Annotated in this window: 24 protein-coding genes; 11 read left to right on the forward strand and 13 right to left on the reverse strand. The window is 69.9% G+C overall.

Going from position 1 to position 25,201, the window contains the following annotated elements; genetic code table 11:
• Nucleotides 1–71: 71 nt before the first annotated feature.
• The 3 genes from ACYVAK_RS02880 to rluD all read right to left on the reverse strand — a co-directional run bounded on the left by ACYVAK_RS02880 (nucleotide 72) and on the right by rluD (nucleotide 2,991).
• Nucleotides 72–1,049 (reverse strand): tetratricopeptide repeat protein, encoded by a 978-nt coding sequence (locus ACYVAK_RS02880; protein ID WP_461057788.1) that lies wholly within the window; start codon nucleotides 1,047–1,049, stop codon nucleotides 72–74.
• Between the two features lie 93 nt (nucleotides 1,050–1,142).
• A complete protein-coding gene (pgeF, locus tag ACYVAK_RS02885; protein WP_461057790.1) occupies nucleotides 1,143–1,940 on the reverse strand; it encodes a peptidoglycan editing factor PgeF in 798 nt (265 codons plus the stop codon).
• 28 nt (nucleotides 1,941–1,968) lie between these two features.
• Entirely contained in the window at nucleotides 1,969–2,991 is a 1,023-nt protein-coding gene (rluD, locus tag ACYVAK_RS02890) for a 23S rRNA pseudouridine(1911/1915/1917) synthase RluD (RefSeq protein WP_461057792.1), read from the reverse strand.
• A gap of 84 nt (nucleotides 2,992–3,075) precedes the next feature.
• Between rluD and ACYVAK_RS02895 the strand changes: the two genes are divergently transcribed.
• Complete coding sequence (locus tag ACYVAK_RS02895) at nucleotides 3,076–3,915, forward strand: outer membrane protein assembly factor BamD (RefSeq protein ID WP_461057794.1); 840 nt, start codon at nucleotides 3,076–3,078, stop codon at nucleotides 3,913–3,915.
• A 63-nt stretch (nucleotides 3,916–3,978) separates the two neighbouring features.
• Here the strand turns inward: ACYVAK_RS02895 and ACYVAK_RS02900 are convergent, their stop codons facing one another.
• From ACYVAK_RS02900 to sucC, 5 genes are all read right to left on the reverse strand, one after another.
• Complete coding sequence (locus ACYVAK_RS02900; RefSeq protein ID WP_461057796.1) at nucleotides 3,979–5,616, reverse strand: NAD+ synthase; 1,638 nt, start codon at nucleotides 5,614–5,616, stop codon at nucleotides 3,979–3,981.
• Entirely contained in the window at nucleotides 5,613–5,897 is a 285-nt protein-coding gene (locus ACYVAK_RS02905; RefSeq protein ID WP_461057798.1) for a hypothetical protein, read from the reverse strand. The genes ACYVAK_RS02900 and ACYVAK_RS02905 overlap by 4 nt, the downstream gene beginning before the upstream one ends.
• Entirely contained in the window at nucleotides 5,887–6,180 is a 294-nt protein-coding gene (locus ACYVAK_RS02910) for a BrnT family toxin (RefSeq protein ID WP_461057800.1), read from the reverse strand. Before ACYVAK_RS02910 ends, ACYVAK_RS02905 begins: the two co-directional genes overlap by 11 nt.
• A gap of 131 nt (nucleotides 6,181–6,311) precedes the next feature.
• The gene (gene sucD / locus ACYVAK_RS02915) at nucleotides 6,312–7,187 is read right to left on the reverse strand and encodes a succinate--CoA ligase subunit alpha (protein WP_461057802.1); all 876 of its coding nucleotides are present in this window, start codon (nucleotides 7,185–7,187) and stop codon (nucleotides 6,312–6,314) included.
• A 23-nt stretch (nucleotides 7,188–7,210) separates the two neighbouring features.
• Nucleotides 7,211–8,371, reverse strand: a complete 1,161-nt coding sequence (gene sucC / locus ACYVAK_RS02920) for an ADP-forming succinate--CoA ligase subunit beta (RefSeq protein WP_461057804.1) — start codon at nucleotides 8,369–8,371, stop codon at nucleotides 7,211–7,213.
• A 163-nt stretch (nucleotides 8,372–8,534) separates the two neighbouring features.
• On the opposite strand from sucC, the gene ACYVAK_RS02925 reads away from it, so the two are divergent.
• The 9 genes from ACYVAK_RS02925 to ACYVAK_RS02965 all read left to right on the forward strand — a co-directional run bounded on the left by ACYVAK_RS02925 (nucleotide 8,535) and on the right by ACYVAK_RS02965 (nucleotide 17,368).
• Nucleotides 8,535–10,169, forward strand: coding sequence for a sensor histidine kinase (locus ACYVAK_RS02925; RefSeq protein WP_461057806.1), 1,635 nt, complete (start codon nucleotides 8,535–8,537; stop codon nucleotides 10,167–10,169).
• On the forward strand, nucleotides 10,166–11,527 hold the full coding sequence (locus tag ACYVAK_RS02930; RefSeq protein WP_461057808.1) for a sigma-54-dependent transcriptional regulator: 1,362 nt from the start codon (nucleotides 10,166–10,168) through the stop codon (nucleotides 11,525–11,527). Before ACYVAK_RS02925 ends, ACYVAK_RS02930 begins: the two co-directional genes overlap by 4 nt.
• Nucleotides 11,528–11,763: 236 nt before the next feature.
• Nucleotides 11,764–12,159, forward strand: coding sequence for a pilin (locus ACYVAK_RS02935; protein ID WP_461057810.1), 396 nt, complete (start codon nucleotides 11,764–11,766; stop codon nucleotides 12,157–12,159).
• Nucleotides 12,160–12,272: 113 nt separating this feature from the next.
• Nucleotides 12,273–13,994: a type IV-A pilus assembly ATPase PilB gene (gene pilB, locus ACYVAK_RS02940; protein ID WP_461057812.1), complete on the forward strand. Its 1,722-nt coding sequence runs from the start codon at nucleotides 12,273–12,275 to the stop codon at nucleotides 13,992–13,994.
• Nucleotides 13,995–13,997: 3 nt separating this feature from the next.
• On the forward strand, nucleotides 13,998–15,257 hold the full coding sequence (locus tag ACYVAK_RS02945; RefSeq protein ID WP_461057814.1) for a type II secretion system F family protein: 1,260 nt from the start codon (nucleotides 13,998–14,000) through the stop codon (nucleotides 15,255–15,257).
• A 3-nt stretch (nucleotides 15,258–15,260) separates the two neighbouring features.
• Complete coding sequence (locus ACYVAK_RS02950; RefSeq protein WP_461057816.1) at nucleotides 15,261–16,142, forward strand: prepilin peptidase; 882 nt, start codon at nucleotides 15,261–15,263, stop codon at nucleotides 16,140–16,142.
• A gap of 22 nt (nucleotides 16,143–16,164) precedes the next feature.
• Nucleotides 16,165–16,800 (forward strand): dephospho-CoA kinase, encoded by a 636-nt coding sequence (coaE, locus tag ACYVAK_RS02955; protein ID WP_461057818.1) that lies wholly within the window; start codon nucleotides 16,165–16,167, stop codon nucleotides 16,798–16,800.
• Nucleotides 16,797–17,075: a type II toxin-antitoxin system RelE/ParE family toxin gene (locus ACYVAK_RS02960; protein ID WP_461057820.1), complete on the forward strand. Its 279-nt coding sequence runs from the start codon at nucleotides 16,797–16,799 to the stop codon at nucleotides 17,073–17,075. Before coaE ends, ACYVAK_RS02960 begins: the two co-directional genes overlap by 4 nt.
• On the forward strand, nucleotides 17,075–17,368 hold the full coding sequence (locus tag ACYVAK_RS02965) for a HigA family addiction module antitoxin (protein ID WP_461057822.1): 294 nt from the start codon (nucleotides 17,075–17,077) through the stop codon (nucleotides 17,366–17,368). The genes ACYVAK_RS02960 and ACYVAK_RS02965 overlap by 1 nt, the downstream gene beginning before the upstream one ends.
• On the opposite strand, the gene ACYVAK_RS02970 is transcribed toward ACYVAK_RS02965, so the two are convergent.
• The 3 genes from ACYVAK_RS02970 to ACYVAK_RS02980 form a co-directional block, all read right to left on the reverse strand.
• Nucleotides 17,347–18,342: a Nudix family hydrolase gene (locus ACYVAK_RS02970; protein WP_461057824.1), complete on the reverse strand. Its 996-nt coding sequence runs from the start codon at nucleotides 18,340–18,342 to the stop codon at nucleotides 17,347–17,349. The genes ACYVAK_RS02965 and ACYVAK_RS02970 overlap by 22 nt on opposite strands.
• A 38-nt stretch (nucleotides 18,343–18,380) precedes the next feature.
• Nucleotides 18,381–21,122 carry a preprotein translocase subunit SecA gene (secA, locus tag ACYVAK_RS02975; protein WP_461057826.1) on the reverse strand — a complete coding sequence of 914 codons (2,742 nt, stop codon included), beginning with the start codon at nucleotides 21,120–21,122 and terminating at the stop codon, nucleotides 18,381–18,383.
• Nucleotides 21,123–21,262: 140 nt separating this feature from the next.
• The gene (locus ACYVAK_RS02980) at nucleotides 21,263–22,171 is read right to left on the reverse strand and encodes a M23 family metallopeptidase (RefSeq protein WP_461057828.1); all 909 of its coding nucleotides are present in this window, start codon (nucleotides 22,169–22,171) and stop codon (nucleotides 21,263–21,265) included.
• Here ACYVAK_RS02980 and ACYVAK_RS02985 point away from each other — a divergent pair.
• Nucleotides 22,170–22,697, forward strand: coding sequence for a DciA family protein (locus ACYVAK_RS02985; RefSeq protein WP_461057830.1), 528 nt, complete (start codon nucleotides 22,170–22,172; stop codon nucleotides 22,695–22,697). The genes ACYVAK_RS02980 and ACYVAK_RS02985 overlap by 2 nt on opposite strands.
• Before the next feature lie 112 nt (nucleotides 22,698–22,809).
• Here ACYVAK_RS02985 and lpxC read toward each other — a convergent pair whose 3' ends face one another.
• The gene (gene lpxC, locus ACYVAK_RS02990; RefSeq protein WP_461057832.1) at nucleotides 22,810–23,721 is read right to left on the reverse strand and encodes a UDP-3-O-acyl-N-acetylglucosamine deacetylase; all 912 of its coding nucleotides are present in this window, start codon (nucleotides 23,719–23,721) and stop codon (nucleotides 22,810–22,812) included.
• A gap of 208 nt (nucleotides 23,722–23,929) precedes the next feature.
• On the reverse strand, nucleotides 23,930–25,180 hold the full coding sequence (gene ftsZ / locus ACYVAK_RS02995; protein ID WP_461057834.1) for a cell division protein FtsZ: 1,251 nt from the start codon (nucleotides 25,178–25,180) through the stop codon (nucleotides 23,930–23,932).
• Nucleotides 25,181–25,201 lie beyond the last annotated feature (21 nt).

Consider the following 25,201-nt stretch of genomic DNA (forward strand, 5'->3'; position numbering starts at 1 on the left):
AAGCCGGGAGGGGCCGACCGTTCAGCCCGATCGCGCCCCGTCGGACAACGGGCGCGACGCCGGCGCGCGCATCACAGCGCCTCGAGGTCTTTCTTCGCCTCGCTGTTGCGGGGATCGAGCCGTACGGCCGTCTGGAACGCGATGCGCGCCGCAGCGGTGTCGCCCTGCTTGGCCTCGATCTGGCCGAGGCGCCACCACGCGGCCGTATCCCGTGGATCGTTCTCGCCGCGCGCCAAACCGCCATCGAGGTAGCGCTCCAGCGCGGCGCTGCCTTCGTCGAGGAACTGGCCGCTGATCGCGGCAAGGCGGCCCAGCTGGTAATGCGGCGCGGCCTGCTGCGGCTGCGCCGCCGCCCACGCAAGGAGGAATGTCCGGGCCTCGGCATAACGCTCGAGCGCGACGAGGCTGTTCCCCACCATCACGCGGGTGTCGATGTCGTCGGCCGGCAGCGCCGGCACCGCGGCCACCGCGGCATCGATGGCGCGCATCGCCGCGGCGTTGTCCTCGAAGTGCGCGCGTTGGATGGTGGCTTCCGCCAGATGGCCGCGCGCCGCGTTGCGCTTGGCGATCTCGGCCTGCTGCGCTTGCGCCTTCTCGACGCCGCCGCCGATGGCCCCAGGGGCCTGCAAGTAGAACTGGATCAGGGCCGATCGCGCGTCGAGGAGGTTGCCGTCGAGCCGAACCGCGGCCTCGAAGGCGTCGCGCAGGTCCGGCGCCATCCCCATCTTGCGGAGCATGTTCACCTGCCCGATCCGTGCCCCGAGGCTGTTGCCGAGCCAGAACTGCGCCTGCGCGTCGTTGGGCGCGATCGCGACCGCCTGCTCGGCGCTCTCGACGGCGTCCTCGGCCTCGCCCTTCTGCAGCTGCGCACGGGCCAGCAGCACCCAGGCGCGGGCATTGGCCTCGTTGGCCTCGACGAAGGCCTGCGCCTTGGGCAGCGCGCCCGGGTCACGGTTCTTCAGCAGGGCTTCGATGTCGGCGACGTTCGCGAACGCTGCGGCGGAGAAACCGGCCAACAGGAGGCCGAAAGCGAGGGGGGCGAGGCGCATCACGACACTCCGGGGGACAAGGGCGGTGAGTCCAGCATCACCGCACGGCCGGCCCGTCGTCGCCCTGCCGTTCGTCATGACGGCACCTGCCGTTCAGCGGCCGGTCGGAGCCCGCCACAGCAGGCTGGCCATCCGCCCGGTGCGGGCGTCGCGTCGATGGGAGAAGAACGCGTCCGGCTCGCCGATCGTGCAGCGCCCGCCGCCGGCAACGCGCGACACGCCCAGTGCCGCAAGACGGCGCCGCGCGAGCGCGTACAGATCGACGCGCCAATGGCCCGGCCGCGTGGCGATGAACGCACCTGCGGCACCATCGTCGGGATCGACGAAGGCCGCGCGCACCTCGTCGCCCACCTCGTAATGCGCCGGTCCCGCCGCCGGGCCGAGCCAGGCGATCACGCGCTCGCCGGGCACGCCCATCGCCGCGACCGTCGCCTCGATGACGCCGGCGGCCAAGCCGCGCCAGCCGGCATGGGCCGCACCGAGCACGGTGCCATCGTCGGAACACAGCAGCACGGGCAGGCAGTCGGCGTGCAGCACCGCGAGCACGACGCCGGCACGACGCGTCACCGCGGCGTCGGCCTCGGGCTCATCAGCGGTGGCTGGCACCGGCACACCGTCGACCGTGCCGGCATCGGCATCGAACACCGCCGTGCCGTGCACCTGCCGCAACCAGTGCGGCGTCGAGGGCAGCCCCAGCGCCTCGCGGAGAGCCTCGCGGTTCGCCCGCACGTTCGCCGCGTCGTCCCCGTCGGCGGCGCGGTGGCCGCCAAGGTTCAGCGTGTCGAAGGGCGGGGGCGACACGCCCAGCCCCCGCCGCTGCGTCGAACCACCGCACACGCCGGCAGGCGCAAGCCCCTCGGCGACGTCGAAGAACGTCAACGCGGCGTCCACCAGCGCGATGCGATGCCGATCGCCGCCGTCACTTGATGCCCTTGGCGGCGGCTTCCGCGGTGTCCTCGCGCAGCCGCGCCAGCAGGGCGAGCATGTCGTCCGGCATGCCGGCTTCGAAGCGCAGCGTCTCGCCGCTGGCGGGGTGCACGAAGGCCAGCGATTCGGCGTGCAGGGCCTGCCGCTTGAAGCCGCGCAGGCCCTCGACCAGGGCCTCGGTCGCCCCCTTCGGCAGGCGCAGGTTGCCGCCGTACAGCGGGTCGCCCACCAGCGGATGGCGCACATGCGCCATGTGCACGCGGATCTGGTGCGTACGCCCGGTTTCGAGGCGGCATTCCACCAGCGTGTGGCTGCGGAAGCGCTCGCGCACGCGGTAGTGGGTGACGGCCTCGCGGCCGCTCTCATTCACCGCCTGGCGGATGCGGTCGGTCGGGTGGCGGCCGATGGGGGCATCCACCGTGCCGCCGGCCACCATCGCGCCGCAGGCCACGGCCAGGTACTGCCGGTGCACCTCGCGGTTCGAGAGCTGCTCCACGAGCGAGGCATGGGCGCGCAAGGTGCGCGCCACCACCATCAGGCCCGAGGTGTCCTTGTCGAGGCGGTGGACGATGCCGGCGCGCGGCAGCTCGGCCAGCTTCGGGTCGAAGTGCAGCAGCGCGTTCACCAGCGTGCCGCGCGGGTTGCCGGCACCGGGGTGCACCACGAGGCCGGCCGGCTTGTTCAGCACGATCACCTCGTCGTCCGCGTGGCGGAGGTCAAGGGCGATGGCCTCGGGCTCGGCCGTGGTCTCGATCGAGGGGGTCACCCACACCGTGACGGTCTCGCCGCCGCGCAGCGCCTGCTTGGGTTTCGCCTCGGCACCGTCGAGCAGGGCCTCCCCCGATTTGATCCAGCCGGTCAGCCGTGAGCGGGAGAAATCCGGGAACAGGTCGGCCAGCGCCTGGTCGAAACGTCGGCCGGCGTGCTCCAGCGGCACCACCGCCTCGAGCAGTTCACGCTCGTCCTCGCCACGCGCATCGTCGGTGTCCGGGCGGGCGGAATGGGGAAGGGTCATGGTCGGGGCGGCTCGGCGGCGATTCAGGGGATTCCGCTATTATCGACCGTCCTGAACCCCGCTGGTGCCCGTTCCGTGCCGTCCATGCCGTCCACGCGCGTCCTGACCCGCCTCGCCCTCCTGTCGCTGCTGGCCCTCGGCACCACCGGCTGCCAGACCATGAAAGGCTGGTTCGACGGCGGCGAGCCGGACACCGAGACCCTGCCGGTCGAAGCCCTGTACGCCGAAGCCCGCGAATCGCGCGAAGCCGGCAACTACGCGCGCGCCGAGACCTACCTGACGCGCCTGACCGGCCGCTTCCCCTTCGGCCCGTACACCGAACAGGCCCAGCTCGACCTGGCCTACGCGCAGTACAAGCAGGGCAAGCACGAAGACGCCACGTCGACGATCGACCGCTTCATCCGCACCTACCCGACGCACCCGGCGATCGACTACGCCTACTACCTGCGCGCCCTGAACGGCTTCGACCGCGACAGCTTCTTCCTGCAGCGCATCGCCCGCGCCGACATGTCGGCCCGCGACCTGACCCGCGTGCAGGCCAGCTTCGAGGCCTTCGCCGAGCTGCTGCGCCGCTACCCGAGCAGCCGCTACGCCGCCGACTCCCGCCAGCGCATGGTCTACCTGAAGAACTTCCTGGCCCGCCACGAGGCGACCACGGGGCTCTACTACCACCGCCGCGGCGCCTACGTCTCCGCCATCAACCGCGCGAAGTACCTGCTCGAGATCTACCCGCAGAGCGAGTTCGAGGCCGATGGCATCGCACTGCTCGCGTCCAGCCATGCGGCACTCGGCCAGGACGACCTCGCGGCCGACGCCCGCCGCGTGCTCGAGAAGAACTACCCCGACCACCCCTACCTCCGCGGCGAGTGGCCGGAGCGCGGTGGCCTCTGGGGCCAGCTGAATCCGTTCGGCGCCGGCCGCTGACGCCACGCCGCGCCTCGCGCATCGATGAAGGCCGCCTCCGGGCGGCCTTCGCGTTTCCGGGGCTCAGCGTCGCCAGCCGTTGGTGATCGGGTAACGCCGCTCGCGGCCGAAAGCGCGGCGCGAGAGCTTGGGCCCCGGCGCGGCCTGCCGGCGCTTCCACTCGCTGATGCGGACGAGGCGCAGCACCTGGTCCACGGCCTCCACCGGAAAACCGCGCGCCAGCAGCGCGTCACGGCCCTCGCGGCCTTCGATGTGCGCCTCCAGGAGGGCATCGAGCAGGTCGTAGGGCGGCAGCGAATCCTGGTCGGTCTGGTTCTCGCGCAGTTCGGCCGAGGGTGGGCGGGTGATCACCGCCTCGGGGATGGCCGGCGGCGCGCCGGCGGGCTGCCGCGCATTGCGCCAGCGCGCCAGGGCGAACACCTCCATCTTGTAGAGGTCCTTGATCGGCGCGTAGCCGCCGCACATGTCGCCGTAGATGGTGGCGTAGCCGACGGCGTACTCGCTCTTGTTGCCCGTGGTCAGCAGCAGGCCGCCGTGCTTGTTGGCCAGCGCCATCATCAGCGCACCGCGGCAGCGCGACTGCAGGTTCTCCTCCGTGACGTCCGGCGCGAGGCCGGCGAACAGCGGCCCGAGGGCCTGGAGGAAACCCTCGAACGGCGCCTCGATCGCGACGGTCTCCAGCCGCACGCCGAGCGCGGCCGCCTGCTCGGCCGCGAGGTCGTTCGAGAGATCGGAGGTGTAGCGCGAGGGCAGGCGGACGGCGGTGACGTTCGCGGCGCCGAGCGCATCGACCGCCATCGCCAGCACCAGGCCGGAGTCGATGCCGCCCGACAGCCCCAACCACGCCGAGCCGAAGCCGTTCTTGCCGCAGTAGTCGCGCAGGCCGCGCACCGCCGCGCGATAGGCGAGCGATTCACGGGACTCGTCGTCCTCCGTCGGCCACTGCACCGGGGTGAACCGGCCGCTGCCGGCGTCGAAATCCGTGATGAGCCACTGGTCGTCGAAGGCGCGCGCCGCCGGGTGCAGGCGGCCATCGGCGTCGGCCAGCACCGACGCCCCGTCGAACACCAGCTCGTCCTGCCCACCGACGAGGTTGAGGTAGGCGATGGCGGTGCGCGCTTCGGCCGTGCGCAAGGCCATCAACGCATCGCGATCGGCGAGTTTGTCGCGCTCGAAGGGCGAGGCGTTCGGCACCACCACCAGGCGCGCGCCGGCCGCCACCGTCGCCGCGATCGGCTCCGGATGCCAGAGGTCTTCGCAGACGATCACGCCCACCGGCACGCCGGCCACGTCGACCACGCAGTCCTCGTGGCCCGGCGCGAAGTGGCGGCGCTCGTCGAACACCGCGTAGTTCGGCAACTTGCGCTTGCGGTAGGTCGCTTCAACACGACCGTCGCGCAGCACGCTGGCCGCGTTGAACACCACGCCGCCGACGGCCTCGGGCCAACCGACCACCGCCGTGATCCCGCCCGTGCAGCACGCGGCCACGCGCTGCAGCTGCGCGGCACACTCGGCGAGGAAGCCGGGGCGCTCCAGCAGGTCCTCCGGCGGGTAGCCGGAGAGCGTCAGCTCGGGGAAGACGACGAGGTCGGCGCGATGCGTGTCGCGCGCCTCGGCGATCCACGCGATCACGCGGTCGGCGTTGGCGGCGACGGCACCGACGGGGCAGTCGAACTGGGCGAGGGCGAGGCGCAGCGTCATGCGGCACGCGTGTCGCGGATGGCCTGCTCGAGCAGTTCGGGATCGACACCGCGCGCCTTCAATGCTTCGGCAAGGCGTCGCGCCGGGTCGCTCAGCAGCTCAGCCTCGTCACGGCGCAGGCCTTCGCTGATGTAGGCCTTCAGCAAGGTCTGATAACCGGACATGCCGCGCAATGGCGCGATCGCCTTCATGGACGCGACGACATCCTCGGGGATACGCATCGTGATCGAGGTCATGGTGCGGGCAGTCGCCAGACGCTGGCGGATTCGGTCATTCGGCATAGCGGGCCTCCTCGTCGCGCGTCGCGCGTCTAGCGGAAATCAGGCGAAGCACACCGTCGACAATGTCGACGTGCACGACATACAGCAGGCGCGCATGCGCATCGAAGCCGATCACCGCGTGCCGCGCCTCATCGTTTCTCGACGCATCGACGACCACGAACAGCGGATCGAAGAACACCGTCGCGGCCTCCTCGAAACGGACACCGTGCTTGCGCACGTTGGCATCGGCCTTTGCCTCATCCCAGACAAACCCCTGCCCATCGATGTCGATGCGTATGTCCATGCTGGCCGACTATCCCTCCGACGTATTTACTTTGTCAATACAGAACACACTGGCCGCGACGAAACGACGAAGGCCGCCCTCGCGGGCGGCCTCCGGTACTCACGAACCCCGGCGCTTGCGCGCCGCGGCCCTTACTTCTTGACCAGCTTGGCGATGGCGGCACCGAGGTCGCCGGGCGACTTCACGGTGACGACGCCGGCCTTCTCCAGCGCGGCGAACTTGCCTTCGGCCGTGCCCTGGCCGCCCGAGGCGATGGCGCCGGCGTGGCCCATGCGCTTGCCCGGAGGGGCCGACGAGCCGGCGATGAAGCCGACGACCGGCTTGGTCACGTACTCGCTGATGAACTCGGCCGCTTCTTCCTCGGCCGAACCGCCGATCTCGCCGACCATGATGATGCCTTCGGTCTGCGGGTCGTCCTGGAACAGCTGCAGGGCGTCGATGAAGTTGGTGCCGTTGATCGGGTCGCCGCCGATGCCGATGCAGGTCGACTGGCCGAGGCCGGCGTCGGTGGTCTGCTTCACGGCTTCATAGGTCAGCGTGCCCGAGCGCGAGACGATGCCGATCTTGCCCGGCATGTGGATGTGGCCCGGCATGATGCCGATCTTGCACTCGCCCGGCGTGATCACGCCCGGGCAGTTCGGGCCGATGAGCACGACGTCGTCGTACTGCGCCAGCACGTGCTTGACGCGCAGCATGTCCAGCACCGGGATGCCTTCGGTGATGCAGACGATCAGGCGGATGCCGGCGGCGGCCGCTTCGAGGATGGCGTCGGCCGCGAACGGCGGCGGCACGTAGATGACCGAGGCGTCGGCGCCGGTCTCGTCGACCGCGTCCTGCACGGTGTTGAAGACCGGCAGGCCGATGTGGGTGGTGCCGCCCTTGCCGGGCGTGACGCCGCCGACGACCTTGGTGCCGTAGTCGAGCATCTGCTCGGCGTGGAAGGTGCCCTGCTGGCCGGTGAAGCCCTGCACGATCACCTTGGTGTTCTTGTTGACCAAAACGCTCATGGTTCGATTCCTTGGTGTCGGGTTCAGGCAGCGGCGGCGACGGCTTTCTTGGCGCCGTCGTTGATGTCGTCGGCCGGCTGGATGGCCAGGCCCGAGCTCTTCAGCAGCTCCTTGCCCTTCTCGACGTTGGTGCCTTCGAGGCGCACGATCACCGGCACCTTGACGTCCACTTCCTTGACCGCGGCGATGATGCCTTCCGCGATCATGTCGCAGCGGACGATGCCGCCGAAGATGTTGACGAAGATCGCCTTGACCTTGTCCGAGCTCAGGATCAGCTTGAAGGCCTCGGTGACGCGCTCCTTGGTGGCGCCGCCGCCGACGTCGAGGAAGTTGGCCGGCGAGCCGCCGTTCAACTGGATGACGTCCATCGTGGCCATCGCGAGGCCCGCGCCGTTGACGAGGCAGCCGATGTTGCCGTCCATCGTCACGTAGTTGAGGTTGTACTTGACGGCCAGCACCTCGGCCTCGTCTTCCTGCGCGATGTCGCGCATGGCCGTGGTCTTCGGCTGGCGGAACTCGGCGTTGTCGTCCGAGTTCACCTTGCCGTCGAGCGCCACGAGGTCGCCGTGGGTGTTGATGGCGAGCGGGTTCAGCTCGATCAGCGACAGGTCGTACTTGTTGAAGAGGGTGAACAGGCCCAGCATGATCTTGGTGAGCTGGCCGCACTGCTTGGCGTTCAGGCCCATCGCGAAGCCGACCTGGCGGCACTGGTAGGGCTGCAGGCCTTCGACGAAGTTCACGTGCACCGTGTGGATCAGCTCCGGCGTCTCGGCCGCGACCTTCTCGATCTCCACGCCGCCTTCGGCCGAGCAGATGAAGGTGATCGACTTGGTGGCGCGGTCGACGAGGGCCGAGATGTAGAGCTCCTTGGCGATGTCCGAGGCCTCGGTCACCAGCACCACGTCGATCGGCAGCGCGCGGCCACCCGACTGGTAGGTCTCCATCTTGCGGCCGAGCATGCCGGCGGCGGCTTCCTTGACGGCGTCGAGGCTCTTGCAGAGCTTCACGCCACCGGCCTTGCCGCGGCCGCCCGCGTGGATCTGCGCCTTGACCACCCAGAAGTCGCCCCCGAGCGCCTTGGCGGCTTCGACGGCTTCATCGGCGGTGCGGGCGATCTTGCCGGCGGGGACGGGGATGCCGACCTCGGCGAACAGCTCTTTGGCCTGGTACTCGTGGAAATTCATGGGACACCTGGGTCTGGGCGGCACGGCGCCGCGGGGATGAGGGCCATCGGGGTGGCGATCCGGGAGACGCCCGCCGACGGGGCGCGTATTGTCGTCGCTCGGGTGCAGGAAGGCAAAGCGAGCGCCCGCCCCGCCCGGTGCGGCCTGCCGCTACAGTGCGGCCATGCCCTTCGTCCGTTCGTCCAGCCAGCTGCCCAAGGGCGGCGTCCAGCAGCGCGAGCTGTTCGGCTTCGCCCTGTACCGGGTGCTGGAAGCCGTCCTCCTCGTCACCCTGGGCTGGGCGCCGGAGCACCTCGGCCTGCTCACCGCCGTCGACGCCCCGCTGCTGCGCGGCGCCGCCACCTTCTACCTGCTGCTGTCGCTGGGCCTGCTCTGGGCCAGCCGGCGCGAGGGGGCGAACCTGCCCATCCAGGGCGGCTGGGGCCTCGCCCTCGACATCGTGGTGGCGGCCACGGTGCTCTCGGCCCAGCAGGGGCTGGATGCCGCCATCGGCCTGCTGCTGCTGTTCAACATCACCATCGGCAGCCTGATCGTCGGGTTCCGGCTGGCGATGGCGCTGGCCACCCTGGCCGCCGCCGCCGTGTTCGGCGAGTTCGCCCTGAGCACCCTCGCCGCGCGCGACGACCGCCCCCTCGTGGAGCCGGCGATGTTCGCCGTCTGCTACCTCGCCGGCGCGGCGTTCTCGCAGTTCCTGCGCCGCGAGCTGGCCCGCTCCGAGGCGCTGGCCGACGAGCGCGGCAGCGAGGTGGCGCAGCTGGCGGAATTGAACGAACTGGTGATCCGCCGCATGCGCACGGGGGTGCTCGTGGTCGACGGCCAGCACCGCATCCGCCTGTTCAACGAGGCCGCCTGGGCCCTGCTCGGGGCGAAAGGCGAAGCGCAGCGCCTCGCCGACCTCTGCCCGCCGCTCGACACCCTGCTGCGCCGCTGGCGCAGCAGCGGCGAGGTGCAGCCGCGCAGCCTGCGCGTCGGCGAGGACGGGCCCGAGCTGCTGCCGCGCTTCGCCGCCACCGGCGTGCGCGACGAGCTCTACCTGTGCTTCCTCGACGATGCCCGCCACTACAGCGGCCGCGCCGAAGAGCTCACCCTGGCCACCCTCGGGCGGCTCGGCGCCAGCATCGCCCACGAGATCCGCAACCCGCTCTCGGCCATCCTGCACGCCGCGCAGCTGCTCGACGAATCGCCCGGCCTGCCCGAGGCCGACCGCCGCCTGCTCGACATCATCCAGGGCCAGTGCCAGCGCATGGACGGCATCGTCGACAGCGTGCTCGGCCTCGCCCGCCGCGAGCGCGCCCAGGCCGAGGTGGTCGACCTGCCGAAGCTGCTGCAGCGCTTCGTCGAGGACTACCGCGGCCTGCACCCGCTCGGGGCCGACCAGCTCGACGCGCGCGGCAGCACGGGGCTGAGCGCCATGGTCGATCCGCGCCACCTGCAACAGGTGCTCACCGTGCTGGTGGACAACGCCCGCGCCTATGGCCGCCTGCCGGGCCAGCCGGCCCGCGTGCTGCTGCGGGCCCAGGCCGCCGGGGGCGACGGCGCCGAACCCGGCGCGGTCGATCTCGACGTGGTCGACCACGGCCCCGGCATCCCGCCCGCCGTGGCCGCGCGCCTGTTCGAGCCCTTCTACACCACCAGCGAACACGGCACCGGCCTCGGCCTGTACATCGCCCGCCAGCTCTGCGAAGCCAACCAGGGCCGCCTGCGCTTCGTGCCGGTGCCCGGCGGCGGCGCCTGTTTCCGCATCCGCTTGCCGGGCCGTTACGCTAACGATCGGCCAGGACGCCCCGGAACCCCATGATTTCGCGCAGCGCCCTCATCGTCGACGACGAACGCGACATCCGCGAGCTGGTGGCCCTCACCCTCGGGCGGATGGGCCTGCGCGTGGAAACCGCCGGCGACCTCGCCCAGGCCCGTGCCCAGCTGCAGGTGCACGATTTCGACTTCTGCCTCACCGACATGCGCCTGCCCGACGGCAACGGCACGCAGCTCGTCGAGCACATCGCCGCGAAGCACCCGCACACGCCGGTGGCGATGATGACGGCCTACGGCAACGTCGAAGCCGCCGTCGCCGCGCTGAAGGCCGGCGCGTTCGACTTCGTCACCAAACCGGTCGACCTCGCGGTGCTGCGCCAGCTCGTCACCCACGCGCTGAACCTCGGCGTGCAGCGCCGCGCCGCCGCGCAGGCCCCGGTGCCGCGGCTGATCGGCGACGCCCCGGCGATGCGCCAACTGCGCGAGACCGCCGCCAAGGTGGCCCGCAGCCAGGCCCCGGTCTTCATCTGCGGCGAGTCCGGCACCGGCAAGGAGCTGGTGGCGCGGCTGGTGCACGCCCACAGCGGCCGCAAGGACGGCCCCTTCGTGCCGGTGAACTGCGGCGCCATCCCGGCCGAGCTGATGGAAAGCGAGCTGTTCGGCCACCGCAAGGGCAGCTTCACCGGCGCCCACGCCGACAAGGACGGCCTGTTCCAGGCCGCGCAGGGCGGCACCCTGTTCCTCGACGAGATCGCCGAGCTGCCCCTGCCCATGCAGGTCAAGCTGCTGCGCGTGCTGCAGGAGAAAGCCGTGCGCCCCGTCGGCGCCCCGGCCGAAGTGCCGGTGGACGTGCGCGTGCTCTCGGCCACCCACAAGGACCTCGCCACGCTGGTGGCCGAGGGCCGCTTCCGCCACGACCTGTTCTACCGCATCAACGTGATCGCGCTGCCCGTACCGCCGCTGCGCGAGCGCCGCGACGACATCCCGGCCATCGCCGAGGCCGTGCTGGCCCGCCTCGCCCAGGAGCAGGGCCGGGCCCTGGGCCTGGCCGACGACGCCCGGGCGGCGCTGGCCGCCTACCCCTTCCCCGGCAACGTGCGCGAGCTCGAGAACGTGCTGGAGCGCGCCGCGGCCCTGGCCGACGGCCCCACCCTGCACGCGGCCGACCTCGGCCTGCCGGCCGCCCCCGCCCCCGACGCCCCGCCCCACGCCGGCGAGGCTGCCGACGCCCCGCTGCCCGGCAGCCCCGAGGGCGCCCTGCCCGACGCGCTGGCGCAGATCGAGCGCGAGGCCCTGATCGCCGCGCTGGAGGCCCACCGCTGGCACCGCACCCGAACGGCGGAGGCGTTGGGCATCACCTTCCGCGCGCTGCGCTACAAGCTGAAGAAGTACGGCATCGAATAGCGGATGTGACGGCGCTCACCGAGTGACGCGGCCCGTCGCGTCACTTTCTGACCCGGCGCGGCCGCGGGATGATGCAAAGCCGCATCCATGCCCCACGTTTTGCAACGCGTCACAAAATCAAGGGTTCCCGGCTTGGCACGGATGGTGCATTGTTCGCCCCGTGCCGGCGTCGGCACCGACGGGTGCCATCACGGCTCCGGGCACGAATCCACCACCACTAGCTAGGGGTTACCACCATGAAGAACCAGCAGGGCTTCACCCTGATCGAACTGATGATCGTCGTCGCGATCGTCGGCATCCTCGCCGCCATCGCGCTGCCGGCCTACCAGGACTACACCATCCGCGCTCGCGTGACGGAAGGCTTGGGCATCGCCTCGGCTGCGAAGACGACCGTCTCGGAGAATTTCGCTAACGATGCGAACGACATGTGCGCTGGCGTGAACGAAGTGACGGATGCTGGCCGCACGAGCCTGACCTGCGACGCGGGCACGATCAGCGTTGCGGTCGACGCCGGCGCCGCGGCCGACGTGACCTTCGACCTCGTCCCGACGTACGACGAGGAGACGGGCACCGAGTGGGATTGCAACAACCCGAGCGATGTCCGCTACGTCCCGGCCGAGTGCCGCGAGTAATCGCTCAGCATTGATCGGAGACAAGGCCGCCCTCGGGCGGCCTTGTTTTTTTGTGGTGCGGGAGGCAGCCTGAGGTACATTAATTCTCTGTTTCCTAGGGCCTGCGCCGCGGCATGAACGCCCAAGTCACCCCCAATCTGGTCGGCATCACCGGCATCGCCCGCCGGCTAGTCATGGACGGCGCCCTGAGCGAGGCCGATGCCCGCCGGGCCATGGACGAAGCGCCCAAGGCCAAGCAGCCGGTGGTTCGCTGGCTGCTGGAGAAAAAGTTGGTCGGCAGCGCCGCCGTGGCCGCCGCCAACAGCATCGAGTTCGGCATCCCGCTGCTCGAGATCAACGCGTTTGATCTGGGCCGCGCGGCCGTGAAGGCCGTCAACGAGGAACTGATCACCAAACACGGCGTGCTGCCGCTGTACAAGCGTGGCAACCGCCTCTTCCTCGGCATCAGCGACCCGACCAACACCCGGGCGATCGAGGAGATTCAGTTCGCCGCCGGCGCCACCGTCGAGCCGATCCTGATCGACGAGGAGCAGCTCAAGCGCGCCATCGATCGCGCGTTCACCGCGGCGGAAGCCTTCGACGCCGGAGGCGACGATGAAGGCTTGGACGCCCTCGACTCCGAAGCCGGCGACGACGACAAGGCCGACGCCGGCGGCAATGACGCCAAGGGCGATGACACCCCGGTCGTCAAGTTCGTCAACAAGATGTTGCTCGACGCCATCAAGCGCGGCGCCTCGGACCTGCACTTCGAGCCTTACGAGCACGACTTCCGCGTGCGCTTCCGCATGGACGGCGTGCTGAAGATCGTCTCCAAAGCCCCGATCAAGCTGGCCCCGCGCATCACCGCGCGCCTCAAAGTGATGTCCGGGCTCGACATCGCCGAGAAGCGCCTGCCGCAGGACGGCCGCATCAAGCTCAACATCAGCAAGACCAAGGCGATGGACTTCCGCGTGTCCACCTGCCCCACGCTGTTCGGCGAGAAGACGGTGCTCCGTATCCTCGACGGCAGCGCGGCCAAGATGGGCATCGACAAGCTGGGCTACGAGGACTACCAGAAGGCGCTCTACCTCAGTGCGCTGGACAAGCCCTACGGCATGATCCTCGTCACCGGCCCCACCGGCTCGGGCAAGACGGTCTCGCTCTACACCGGCTTGAACATCCTCAATACCGAGGAGCGCAACATCAGCACCGCCGAGGACCCGGTCGAAATCCGCGTGCCCGGCATCAACCAGGTGCAGATGAACCCGAAGAAGGGCATGAACTTCGCGGCGGCCCTGCGCAGCTTCCTACGCCAGGACCCGGACGTGGTGATGGTGGGCGAAATCCGCGACCTCGAAACCGCCGAGATTGCCATCAAGGCCGCGCAGACCGGCCACCTCGTGCTGAGCACCCTGCACACCAACGACGCCCCGCAGACGGTCGCCCGACTGATGAACATGGGCATCGCGCCCTACAACATCACCAGCTCGGTCACCCTGATCATCGCCCAGCGTCTCGCCCGCCGCCTGCACGACTGCAAGAAAAAGGTGCATATTCCCCAAGGCGCCCTGGTGGCCGAGGGCTTCAAGCCCGAGGAATGCGAGGGCGGGCTGGACGTCTACGAGCCGGTCGGCTGCGACGAGTGCAACGGCGGCTACAAGGGCCGCGTGGGCATCTACCAGGTGATGCCGATGACGGAAGAGATCCAGAAGATCATCCTCGAAGGCGGCAACGCCATGGACATCGGGCTGGTCTGCGAACGCGAAGGGATCGGCGACCTGCGCCGCTCCGCCATCAACAAAGTCAAGGCCGGGCTGATCAGCCTGGCCGAGATGAATCGAGTGACGAAGGACTAAGCCATGTCTGCCACCGCACGCACCGCCAAGACCCCCCCGAAGTCGGCTGCCCGGGAAAACCCGCTCAGCGAATTCGTCTGGGTGGCCACCGACAAGCGCGGCAAGACCCTCAAGGGCGAGATGGCCGCGAAATCGGCCAACTTCGTCAAGGCCGAGCTGCGCAAGCAGGGCATGAACCCGGGCACCATCCGCCCCAAGCCCAAGCCCCTGTTCGGCAGCGCCGGCAAGACCGTCAGCGGCCAGGAGGTCACCTTCTTCAGCCGGCAGATGGCCACGATGATGGCCAGCGGCGTGCCCATGGTGCAGGCGCTGGAGATCCTCTCCAACGGGCAGAAGAACCCGAAGTTCGCCCAGATGATCAAGGCGCTGCGCGACGACGTCTCCGGCGGCAATGCTTTGAGCGAGGCTCTGAAGGCCTTTCCGGTCCAGTTCAACGAGCTGTACCGCAATCTGGTCAAAGCCGGCGAGGGCGCGGGCGTGCTTGACACCGTGCTCGACACGCTGGCCACCTACCTGGAGCGCATCCAGGCGCTGAAGGGCAAGATCAAGAAGGCCCTGTTCTACCCGGCCGGCGTGCTGGCGGTCGGACTCATCGTGAGCCTGATCCTGCTGATGTTCGTGATCCCGCAGTTCAAGACCACCTTCGCCAGCTTCGGCGCCGATCTCCCCGCGTTCACTCAGATCTACGTTGATTTGTCTGAGTTTGTCGTCGGAAACTGGTGGTGGATGCTGGGATTGTCGATTGCGTCGGTGTTTGCCTTTTCATTCGCCTACAAAGCGTCCGCCAATCTGCAGCGAAACGTGGATCGTATGGCGCTGAAGATCCCGGTAATCGGACAGATCCTCCACCAGTCGGCCATCTCGCGCTTTGCCCGCACGCTGGCGCTGACCTTTAAAGCCGGCGTGCCGCTCGTCGAGGCGCTGGACACCGTCGCGGGCGCCACGGGCAGCGTGATCTATGACGAGGCCGTGGCCAAAGTCCGCGATGACGTGGCCGTCGGTTATTCCCTGAATCTGGCCATGAAGCAGGTCGGCATCTTCCCGCCCATGGTGGTGCAGATGGTGGGCATCGGCGAGGAATCGGGCGCACTGGACTCCATGCTGTTCAAGGTCGCCGAGTTCTACGAGGGCGAGGTCAACAACTCCGTCGATGCCCTGACCAGCCTGATGGAGCCCTTCATCATCGTGGTGCTCGGCACCCTCGTCGGCGGCATGGTGGTGGCCATGTACCTGCCGATCTTCAAGCTCGGTGCGGCGATCTGATCGATGCTTGAGCTCCTGATGCAGAACCGGACGGCCGCGATCGCGGCCGTCTTCCTGTTGGGCCTGCTGGTGGGCAGCTTCCTCAACGTCGTCATCCTGCGCGTGCCGCCGCGGATGATGTGGGGCTGGCGCCGCGAAGCGCGCGAGGTGCTCGACCTGCCCGAGAGCGACGAGCCCCAGCCGCCGGGCATCGTCGTCAAGGGTTCGCATTGCCCCAAGTGCGGCCATGCCCTGCGCTGGTACGAGAACATCCCGGTCCTCAGCTGGCTGGCGCTGCGGGGGCGCTGCTCGGCCTGCAAGACGCCGATCTCGGTGCAGTACCCGATCGTCGAGCTCATCACCGGCCTCGCCTTCGCGGCCTGCGTGTGGCGCTTCGGCACGGGGCTGGAGGCCGGGGCGGCGCTGGTCTTCACCGGCCTGCTGATCGCACTGGCGGGCATCGACTGGCGCACCAAGTTCCTGTTCGACGACCTCACCTACCCGCTGCTGTGGCTCGGCCTCGGCGCCAGCGTGATGACGCTCTTCGTGCCCCCGCACAGCGCCATCCTCGGCGCGCTCGCCGGCTACCTGAGCCTGTGGTCCGTCAGCACGGCCTACGCATTGATCAAGGGCCGCCAGGGCATGGGCAACGGCGACTTCAAGCTGCTGGCCGCCCTCGGCGCCTGGTGCGGGGCCTCGGCCATCCTGCCGATCGTGCTGCTCTCCTCCCTGGTGGGCGCGATCATCGGCGGCGTCGGCCTGAAGCTGCTGGCCAAGGACAGCGACACGCAGATCCCCTTCGGCCCCTTCCTCGCCATCGCCGGCTGGGTGTGGTTCCTGTTCGGCCCGGAGCTGTCGGCCTTCTATTGGGGCCTGATGCTGCCGCCGGGCGCCACCGCGCCCTGACCGCCGCACGCCTGCCCCCCTCATGGCCGCTGCCGGCCCGCTCATCGGACTCACCGGCGGCGTCGCCTCCGGCAAATCGAGCGTGGCCCGCGCCTTCGAGGCCCGGCACCCGGGCTGCGTGGTCGACGCCGACCTCGCCGCCCGCGCGGTGGTCGAGCCGGGCACCGAGGGGTTGGCCGCCGTGGTCGCCCACTTCGGCGCCGCGGTGCTGGGGCCGGACGGTCGGCTCGACCGCGCGGCCCTGCGGGCGCGCGTGTTCGCCGCCCCCGAGGAACGCCGGGCGCTGGAAGCCCTGCTGCACCCGCGCATCCGCGCCTGGATGATCGGGCGCGCCGCCGCGGCCACCACGCCCTACGTGGTGATGGACATCCCCCTGCTCGCCGAGGGCGGCGGGCGCGACACCTGGCCGATGCTCGACCGCATCGTCGTGGTCGACGTGCCCACACCCGTGCAGTGCGCGCGCCTGATGGCCCGCGACGGTGTCGATGCCGCCCTCGCCGCGCGGATGATCGCGACCCAGGCCACCCGCGCGCAGCGCCTGGCGCTGGCCGACGACGTGCTCGTCAACCTCGGATCGCTGGACGAGCTCGACGCCGCGGTTGGGAGGCTGGAGGCACGCTTGTTGCGTGATGCGCAACAGTCTACGATGCGGGAATGATCAAGTCGTTCAGGCACAAGGGATTGCGCCGGTTCTTCGAGACGGGCTCCGGGGCCGGGATTCGCGCGAGCCATGCCAACCGACTCCGCATGCAACTCGCGGCACTGGATACCGCACGTTCGATTGACGATCTGGACCTGCCGGGCTTCCGCCTTCATCCCTTGAAGGGCGATCGGAAAAGGCAATGGTCCATTACCGTCAACGGGAACTGGCGACTGACCTTCGAGTTCGTGGACGGTGACGTCCACGTTCTGGATTACGAGGATTACCACTGATGGCCATGTTCAACCCCCCGCATCCCGGTGAATTCATCGCCGCGACTTACCTTGAGCCCCTCGGCATGAGCGGACGGGAGCTCGCCGCGTTGCTGGACGTTTCTCCATCGACGCTCAGCCGTATTTTGAAGGGCAGCAGCCGGGTGTCGCCGGAGATGGCACTCAGACTATCCAAGGCCTTGGGGCGTAGCGCGGAAAGCTGGCTGGCCATGCAGGACGCGCATGACCTTTGGATCGCGCGAGACACAGTGGACCTGCGCGGCGTGAAGTCCTACACCGCCCAAGCCGCCTGATCGGGCCAGAACGCCCGGATCCCCGCCACGCCCTGGGCCCCATGATGGCGGGCTTCGGCGAGATCGCCCGGGCCCACCCCGCCCAAGGCGTACACCGGCCGCGTCGTCAGCGAGCGGAGCCGCTCGAAGGCGACCCAGCCGAGGCCTGGCTGGCCCGGATGGGTGGCCGTGGGCTTCACCGGCCCGAGCAGCAGGTCGTCGACGCCAAGGCTTTCAGCCAACGCCAACTCGTCGGCGTCGTGCACGGCAGCGCACACGCGTCCGCCGGCCTCCCGATGCCGGTGCGTGAGGGCCGCGGTACCCGCCTCCCGCAGTTGGCCAGCCCGCCAGTGCAGGCCCACGCCGAGTGCAGCAGCCAAGGCGGCGTCGCCATGCACCCACAGCCCGGCATCGGCGGCCCGGCAGAGCGGCGCGAGGGCCACGGCAAGGCGCTGGCGCCGCTCGGCGTCCGCGAGGCGCAAATGCACGCGACGGACGCCTTGAGCCAGGGCCGCGTGGGCGGCCGCTAGCCACGCGGCTTCGGCCCCGGGCCCGTCGCCGGGTTCCGGGGTGATCAGCACGCGGTCGGGCTCGCGCAGGGCCGCCACCACCGGACGATCGGCCGGAGGCATCGGGTAAGCGTCGAGGTCGTCCAAGGCCACCCAGGCCAAGGCGTCATGCGCGTGGGCCACGGGGGCCCCTTCGAAGGCGCGGACCTGCCAGGTGTCGAGGTGGAGGCGCAGCGCGGCGGGCTCGCCCGCGGCAGCCACCGGCACGCGGATCAGCGGCACGCCGTCGAGGACGCGCACGCCCAGCTCTTCGTGGAGTTCGCGCCGCAGCGCGTCGAACGGGGCCTCGCCGCGCTCGACCTTGCCGCCGGGGAACTCCCACAGGCCGGCGTCGGCCTTGCCGGGCGGACGACGCGCGAGCAGCACGCGCCCCTGCCCGTCGTGCAGCACCCCGGCGACCACATGGAGCGGCGCGGCCGCGGCCATCGGCGAGGAGCGCGCGCCGCGGCGGGCGAGGCCGGCCCTCAGGCCTGGCCGTGGCAGTGCTTGTACTTGCGGCCCGAGCCGCAGGGGCACGGGTCGTTGCGGCCGATGGCGGGGCCGGCCGCGGCGGCGGCCGAGGCGGCGGCGACGCGGGCCAGGCGCTGCTGCTCCTCGCGCACGTCGGCGGCTTCTTCGTCGGCGCTGTAGCCGCCGGTTTCCGGATGCTGGAACTGCATGCGCTGGGCCTGGGCCTCGGCGCGGCGGCGCTCCTCGGCCTCCATCGCGGCGACTTCCTCCTCGCTGCGGATGCGCACGCGGGCGAGCAGCGTGACGATGTCGCGCTTCACCTTGTCGAGCATCTCCTCGAAGAGCTCGAAGGCCTCGCGCTTGTACTCCTGCTTCGGCTGCTTCTGCGCGTAGCTGCGCAGGTGGATGCCCTGGCGCAGGTAGTCCATGCGCGCGAGGTGCTCCTTCCAGTTCTGGTCGAGCATCGAGAGCATCACCTGGCTCTCGAGCTGGCGCATCAGCTCCGCGCCGAGCTGGGCCTCCTTGCCGGCGAAGTGCGCGCGACCGGCCTCGACGACCTTGGCCACGATGCCCTCGTCGTCGAGCTCGGCGCCGGCGGTGATGGCGCCGCGGATGTCGACCTGCACGCCGAACTCGTCGCGCAGGCTGTTCTCGAGCGCGGGCAGGTCCCACTGCTCGTCGATCGACTGCACGGGCACGTACTTGCGGGTGTGCGCGGCGAGCACGTCGTCGCGGATCGCCTCGATGGTCTCGTGGACCTCGCCCTGGTCGAGCAGCTCGTTGCGCTGTTCGTAGACGACCTTGCGCTGGTCGTTGGCGACGTCGTCGAAGTCGAGCAGGTTCTTGCGGATGTCGAAGTTGTGGGCCTCGACCTTGCGCTGGGCGTTCTCGATCTGGCGGGTGACGAGGCCGCTCTCGATGGCTTCGTCCTCCTTCATGCCCATGCGCGTCATCGCCTTCTGCACCCAGTCGCTGGCGAAGATGCGCATCAGGTTGTCTTCGAGCGACAGGTAGAAGCGCGAGGAGCCGGGGTCGCCCTGGCGGCCGGAGCGACCGCGCAGCTGGTTGTCGATGCGGCGGCTCTCGTGGCGCTCGGTGCCGATGATGTGCAGGCCGCCCGCGGCCTTGACCGCGTCGTGGCGGGCCTGCCAGTCGGCCTTGATGCGCGCCTTGGCGACCTCGTCGACCTCGCCGGCGGCGTGCAGCTCGGCCTCGAGGCTGCCGCCCAGCACGATGTCGGTGCCGCGGCCGGCCATGTTGGTGGCGATGGTGACGGCGCCGGGCTTGCCGGCCTGCGCGACGATGTGGGCCTCGCGCTCGTGCTGCTTGGCGTTCAGCACCTCGTGGACGATGCCGGCGGCCGTCAGCTGCTCGCTGATCAGCTCCGAGGTCTCGATCGAGGTGGTGCCGACCAGCACCGGCTGGCCCTTGGCGTGGCGTTCCTTGATGTCCTCGATGACCGCGAGGTACTTGCCGTTGCGGTTGAGGAAGACCAGGTCCGGCATGTCCTTGCGGATCATCGGACGGTGCGTCGGGATCACCGCCACCTCGAGGCCGTAGATCGAGTTGAACTCGAAGGCCTCGGTGTCGGCGGTGCCGGTCATGCCGGCGAGCTTGCCGTACATGCGGAAGTAGTTCTGGAAGGTGATCGAGGCCAGCGTCTGGTTCTCGCGCTGGATCGGCACGTTCTCCTTGGCCTCGATGGCCTGGTGCAAGCCGTCCGACCAGCGGCGGCCGGCCAGGGTACGGCCGGTGAACTCGTCGACGATCACCACCTCGCCGCCGCGGACGATGTAGTCGACGTCGCGCTGGAACAGCGCGTGGGCGCGCAGCGCCTGGTTCAGGTGGTGGACGACGGCGATGTTGTGGCCGGCGTAGAGGCTGTCCTCGCCCTGCAGGATGCCGGCGGCGCGCAGCAGCGCCTCGGCGTGCTCCATACCGCCCTCCGACAGGTGCACCTGCTTGCCCTTCTCGTCGACCCAGAAGTCGCCGTCGGCGTTTTCGTCGGCCTGGCGGCGCAGCTGCGGCACCACCTTGTTGACCTTCACGTACAGCTCGGGCGACTCGTCGCCGGGGCCGGAGATGATCAGCGGCGTGCGCGCCTCGTCGATGAGGATCGAATCGACTTCGTCGACGATGGCGTAGTTCAGGCCGCGCTGGTGGCGGTCTTCCTTGCGCAGCGCCATGTTGTCGCGCAGGTAGTCGAAGCCGAACTCGTTGTTGGTGCCGTAGGTGATGTCGGCGGCGTAGGCGGCCTTCTTGTCGCCCATCGGCATGCCCGGGTAGACCACGCCCACCGACAGCCCGAGGAAGTTGTAGAGCTTGCCCATCCAGCCGGCGTCGCGGCGGGCGAGGTAGTCGTTCACCGTCACCACGTGCACGCCCTTGCCGGACAGCGCGTTGAGGTACACCGGCAGCGTCGCCATCAGCGTCTTGCCTTCGCCGGTGCGCATCTCGGCGATCTTGCCGCTGTGCAGCACCATGCCGCCGATCAGCTGCACGTCGTAGTGGCGCATCCCGAGCGCGCGGCGGGCGCCCTCGCGGCAGACCGCGAAGGCTTCCGGCAGCAGGGCGTCGAGCGATTCGCCATTGGCCACGCGCGCCTTGAACTCGGCCGTCTTGGCCTGCAGCGCGGCGTCGTCGAGCTCCTTCAGCCCCGCCTCGAGGGCGTTGACCTTGGCGACGGATTTCGAGAGCTGGCGGACCAGGCGCTCGTTGCGGCTGCCGAACAGGGCGGTGAGAAGGCGATTGAGCATGGACGGGTCTTTGCGGTGTGGGGGCGCGCCGGTGGCCGCCCTTGAAAACGGAAGCGGCCGCCGGAGGGCAGCCGCATATTCTAGCTGGTGGCGATGGACCCCGCTTTCAAGCGGGCTGCGGTGCCCGCTGCGACGACCGGTCAGCCCTTGATGCGCTCCAGGTAGGCCATGGGGTTCACCGGGCGGCCGTTGACGTGCACCTCGAAGTGCAGGTGGGCGCCGGTGGAACGGCCGGTCGAGCCGACCTTCGCGACTTCCTGCCCCGCGCGCACGACATCGCCGACGCGGACCAGGTTGCGCTGGTTGTGGCCGTAGAGCGTCCGGTAGCCGTCGCCGTGGTCGACGATGACGGTGTTTCCGTAGCCGTTCTTCCAGCCGGCGAAGCTGACGATGCCGTTGGCGGCGGCACGCACCGGGTCGCCGTAGTTGGCGTCGAAGTCGACGCCGAGGTGGTGGTCGCGTCCGCCGGTGAAGGGGTCGGCCCGGGTGCCGAAACCCGAGGAGATGTAGCCCGGCGCGGGAGCGCGGCTCGGCCGCGACGCCTCCGCCAGCTCCTGGCCTTCGAGCAGGGCACCGAGCACATCGAGCTGCTTCTCGGCCTGGGCGAACTGCGACTCCACCGAGCCCAGCACGACCGCCACGTCCTGCGGCTGGCCCGGGTTCTCCGGCCCGCCCATGGCCGGGCGCTCGCTGAAGTCGAACTCCCCGTCCTTCAACTGGCCCATGGCCGTGAGGCGGTGGCCCAGGGCATTGAGACGGTTGGCCTGGGCCTGCAGCTCGCCGAGCTTCGCCGCCATCGCATTCACGTCGCGCTGGGCCTCGGCGCGCGCCTGCTCGACGGCGGCACGGCTGGCCTGCACTTCGGCGCGAAGTGGCGCCAGCGCCGCGTCCGCGCCCGCCACCCAGTGCCCGATGCCGGCGCCCAGCAGCCCGATGGCCGCGACGGCTGCCGCGAGGCCGCCCGCGCAAAACCAGCGGTGGCGCTTCGATTCCAGACTGAGGGTCAGGGGCGCGCGCAGGCTGCGGGAAACGACGATGATGTTGAGCATGCTTCGATCCAAACCTCGCAACACGACGGAACCGGCCTCCGGCCCCTCCAGCGCCCCCCGGCCGGCCGGCCAGTGGGTCGCGGAAGGCGACCTCGCCGCGGTGATCGCCCGCGCCCAGTGGTTGGACGCCATCGACCAGCGCTTCCGCCGCCATCTGCCGCCGGCGTTGGCCGGGCAGGTGCGCCTGGCGAACGTCGACCGCGGAACCATGGTGGTGGTGGTCCCCTCCCCGGCCTGGAAGGCCCGGCTGCGCATGGACACCGCGCTGCTGCTGGCGGCGGCCGACGCGGCCGGGATCGAAGCCCGGTCGGTGACCCTCAAGGTGGTGCCCCCCGACGCGCCGTTGCCGGAACGCCATGGAGCACCGCTCTCGGCGAAAGCCCGAGCCACGCTCGAAGCCGCCGCCCAATCCGTTGCGGACCCCGATCTCAAGGCCCAACTCCTGCGCCTGGCCGCAAGCGGCCGGGCCCCCGACCTCGCGGGCGGGAACCCGGAGTCTACGGACGGGTCGTTAAAAACCCGCTAACAATCGGTGAAGCGGGCCCGGAAACGAGGAAGCCCGCCGGGGTCACCGGCGGGCTTCGGGCGTCACGATGGCCGTGGAGCCCCGCTGTGCGGGCCTCCGCGACGCGGTGGGGTCAGACCGCCGCGGCCGGGCTCACGTAGGAGATGGGCGATTTCGCCGGGTCGCTGAAGGTCACCTCTTCCCAGGCCGTCTTGTCGGCCAGCAGGGTACGCAGCAGGCGGTTGTTGAGGGCGTGGCCCGACTTGTGGCCGTAGAACGCGCCGATCAGGCTGTGGCCGAGCAGGTAAAGGTCGCCGATGGCGTCGAGGATCTTGTGCTTCACGAACTCGTCCTCGTAGCGGAGGCCGTCGTCGTTGAGCACGCGGTAGTCGTCGAGCACGATGGCGTTGTCCATCGAGCCGCCCAGCGCCAGGTTGCGCTCGCGCAGGTATTCGATGTCGCGCATGAAGCCGAAGGTGCGGGCACGGCTGACTTCCTTCACGAACGAGGTCGTGGAGAAATCGATCTCGGCGCTCGAGGTCGAGCGGCGGAAGGCCGGGTGCTGGAAATCGATGGTGAAGCCGACCTTGAAGCCTTCGAACGGCTCGAAGCGGGCCCACTTGTCGCCGTCCTCGACGAGGATCGGCTTCTTGATGCGGATGAAGCGCTTGGCGGCGTTCTGCTCTTCGATGCCCGCCGACTGCAGCAGGAAGACGAAGGGGCCGGCCGAGCCATCCATGATCGGCACTTCGGCCGTGGACAGGTCGACGTAGGCGTTGTCGATGCCGAGGCCGGCCATGGCCGAGAGCAGGTGCTCGATCGTCATGACGCGGACCTGGTCCTTCACCAGCGCGGTGCACAGCGAGGTGTCGCCCACGGCCAGAGCCGTCGCCTGGATCTCGACCGGCTGGTCGAAATCGACGCGACGGAACACGATGCCGGTGTCGACGGCCGCCGGGCGCAGGGTCATGTAGACCTTCTCGCCGCTGTGCAGGCCGACGCCGGTGGCGCGGATGACGTTCTTGAGGGTGCGCTGCTTGAACATATCGTCAGGATCCCCGAGGGGGTTGACACGGTAGGGCGCGCACATTAGCACGCCCCTGCTTTAACGAAACCTTAAAAACTGAACTTCTCCGTGTCAAATCTGCAACAGAGCGGGCAGCCCCCTGCCCGCCTGTTGTCCAGCCGGCGACTGAGACGAGCAGTCCCCGGCCCGGAGCCCTACCGGCTCCGTGATCGGCCGGGACCGGGTCTCAGTCCGCCTGGCGACGCAGGAAGGCCGGGATGTCCAGGTAGGCCTGGTCGGCCGGCAGGTCGGACAGCGCCGTCGGGCCGGCCACGTCGGCCGAGCGGCCGCGAAGGCTACCGGCGAAGCTGCCGGTGTCACGGCCGGCCGCGACCGGGGCCACGGCATCGGCGTACTCGGGCAGGCCGGTGCTGCCGTTGCGGATCAGCTGCACCTTCGGGCGGGCCACTTCGCGCTCGACGGCCCGGGCCAGCTCGCGGTGGCTCTCGCGGTTCGGCAGGCGGCCGGCCTGCACGCCGCGGTTGAGGCCGGTGGCGACCACGGTGACGCGGACGTCGTCCTGCATCTCCGGGTCGAGCACGGTGCCGATGACCACGGTGGCGTCTTCGGAAGCGAACTCCTCGATGGTGCGGCCGACCTCGTCGAACTCGCGCATGGTGAAGTTCGGGCCGGCCGTGATGTTGACCAGCACGCCGCAGGCGCCGGCGAGGTTGACCTCGTCGAGCAGCGGGTTGCTGATGGCGGCCTCGGCCGCGGCCTGGGCGCGGTCGTCGCCGCGGGCGGTGCCGCTGCCCATCATGGCGAGGCCCATCTCGCTCATCACGGTGCGGACGTCGGCGAAGTCGACGTTGATCAGGCCCGGGCGGACGATCAGGTCGGCGATGCCCTGCACGGCGCCGAGCAGCACGTCGTTGGCGGCGCGGAAGGCCTGCACCATGGTGGCGTCGCGGCCCAGCACGGTGATGAGCTTCTCGTTCGGGATGGTGATCAGCGAGTCGCAGTGGCTGGCCAGTTCCTCGATGCCCTTCAGCGCCACCTGCATGCGGCGGCGGCCTTCGAACGGAAAGGGCTTGGTGACCACGGCGACGGTCAGGACGCCCATCTCCTTGGCCAGCTGCGCGACGACCGGCGCGGCGCCGGTGCCGGTGCCGCCACCCATGCCGGCGGTGATGAAGACCATGTCGGCGCCGTCGAGCGCCTGCATGATGCGTTCGCGGTCTTCCAGCGCGGCCTGGCGGCCGACTTCCGGGTTGGCGCCGGCGCCAAGGCCCTTGGTCACGTTGGCGCCGAGCTGCAGGTGCAGCTTCGCGCCGACGTTCTTGATGGCCTGCGAATCGGTGTTCGCGACCACGAACTCCACGCCATCCACGTTGGCATTGACCATGTGCGACACGGCGTTGCCGCCGCCGCCGCCCACGCCGATGACCTTGATCACTGCGTTCGGTGCCAGCTTCTCGATGAGTTCAAACTGCGCCATGGTCTCGTCCTCTCGTCTCGG

Source organism: Silanimonas algicola (assembly GCF_054777375.1).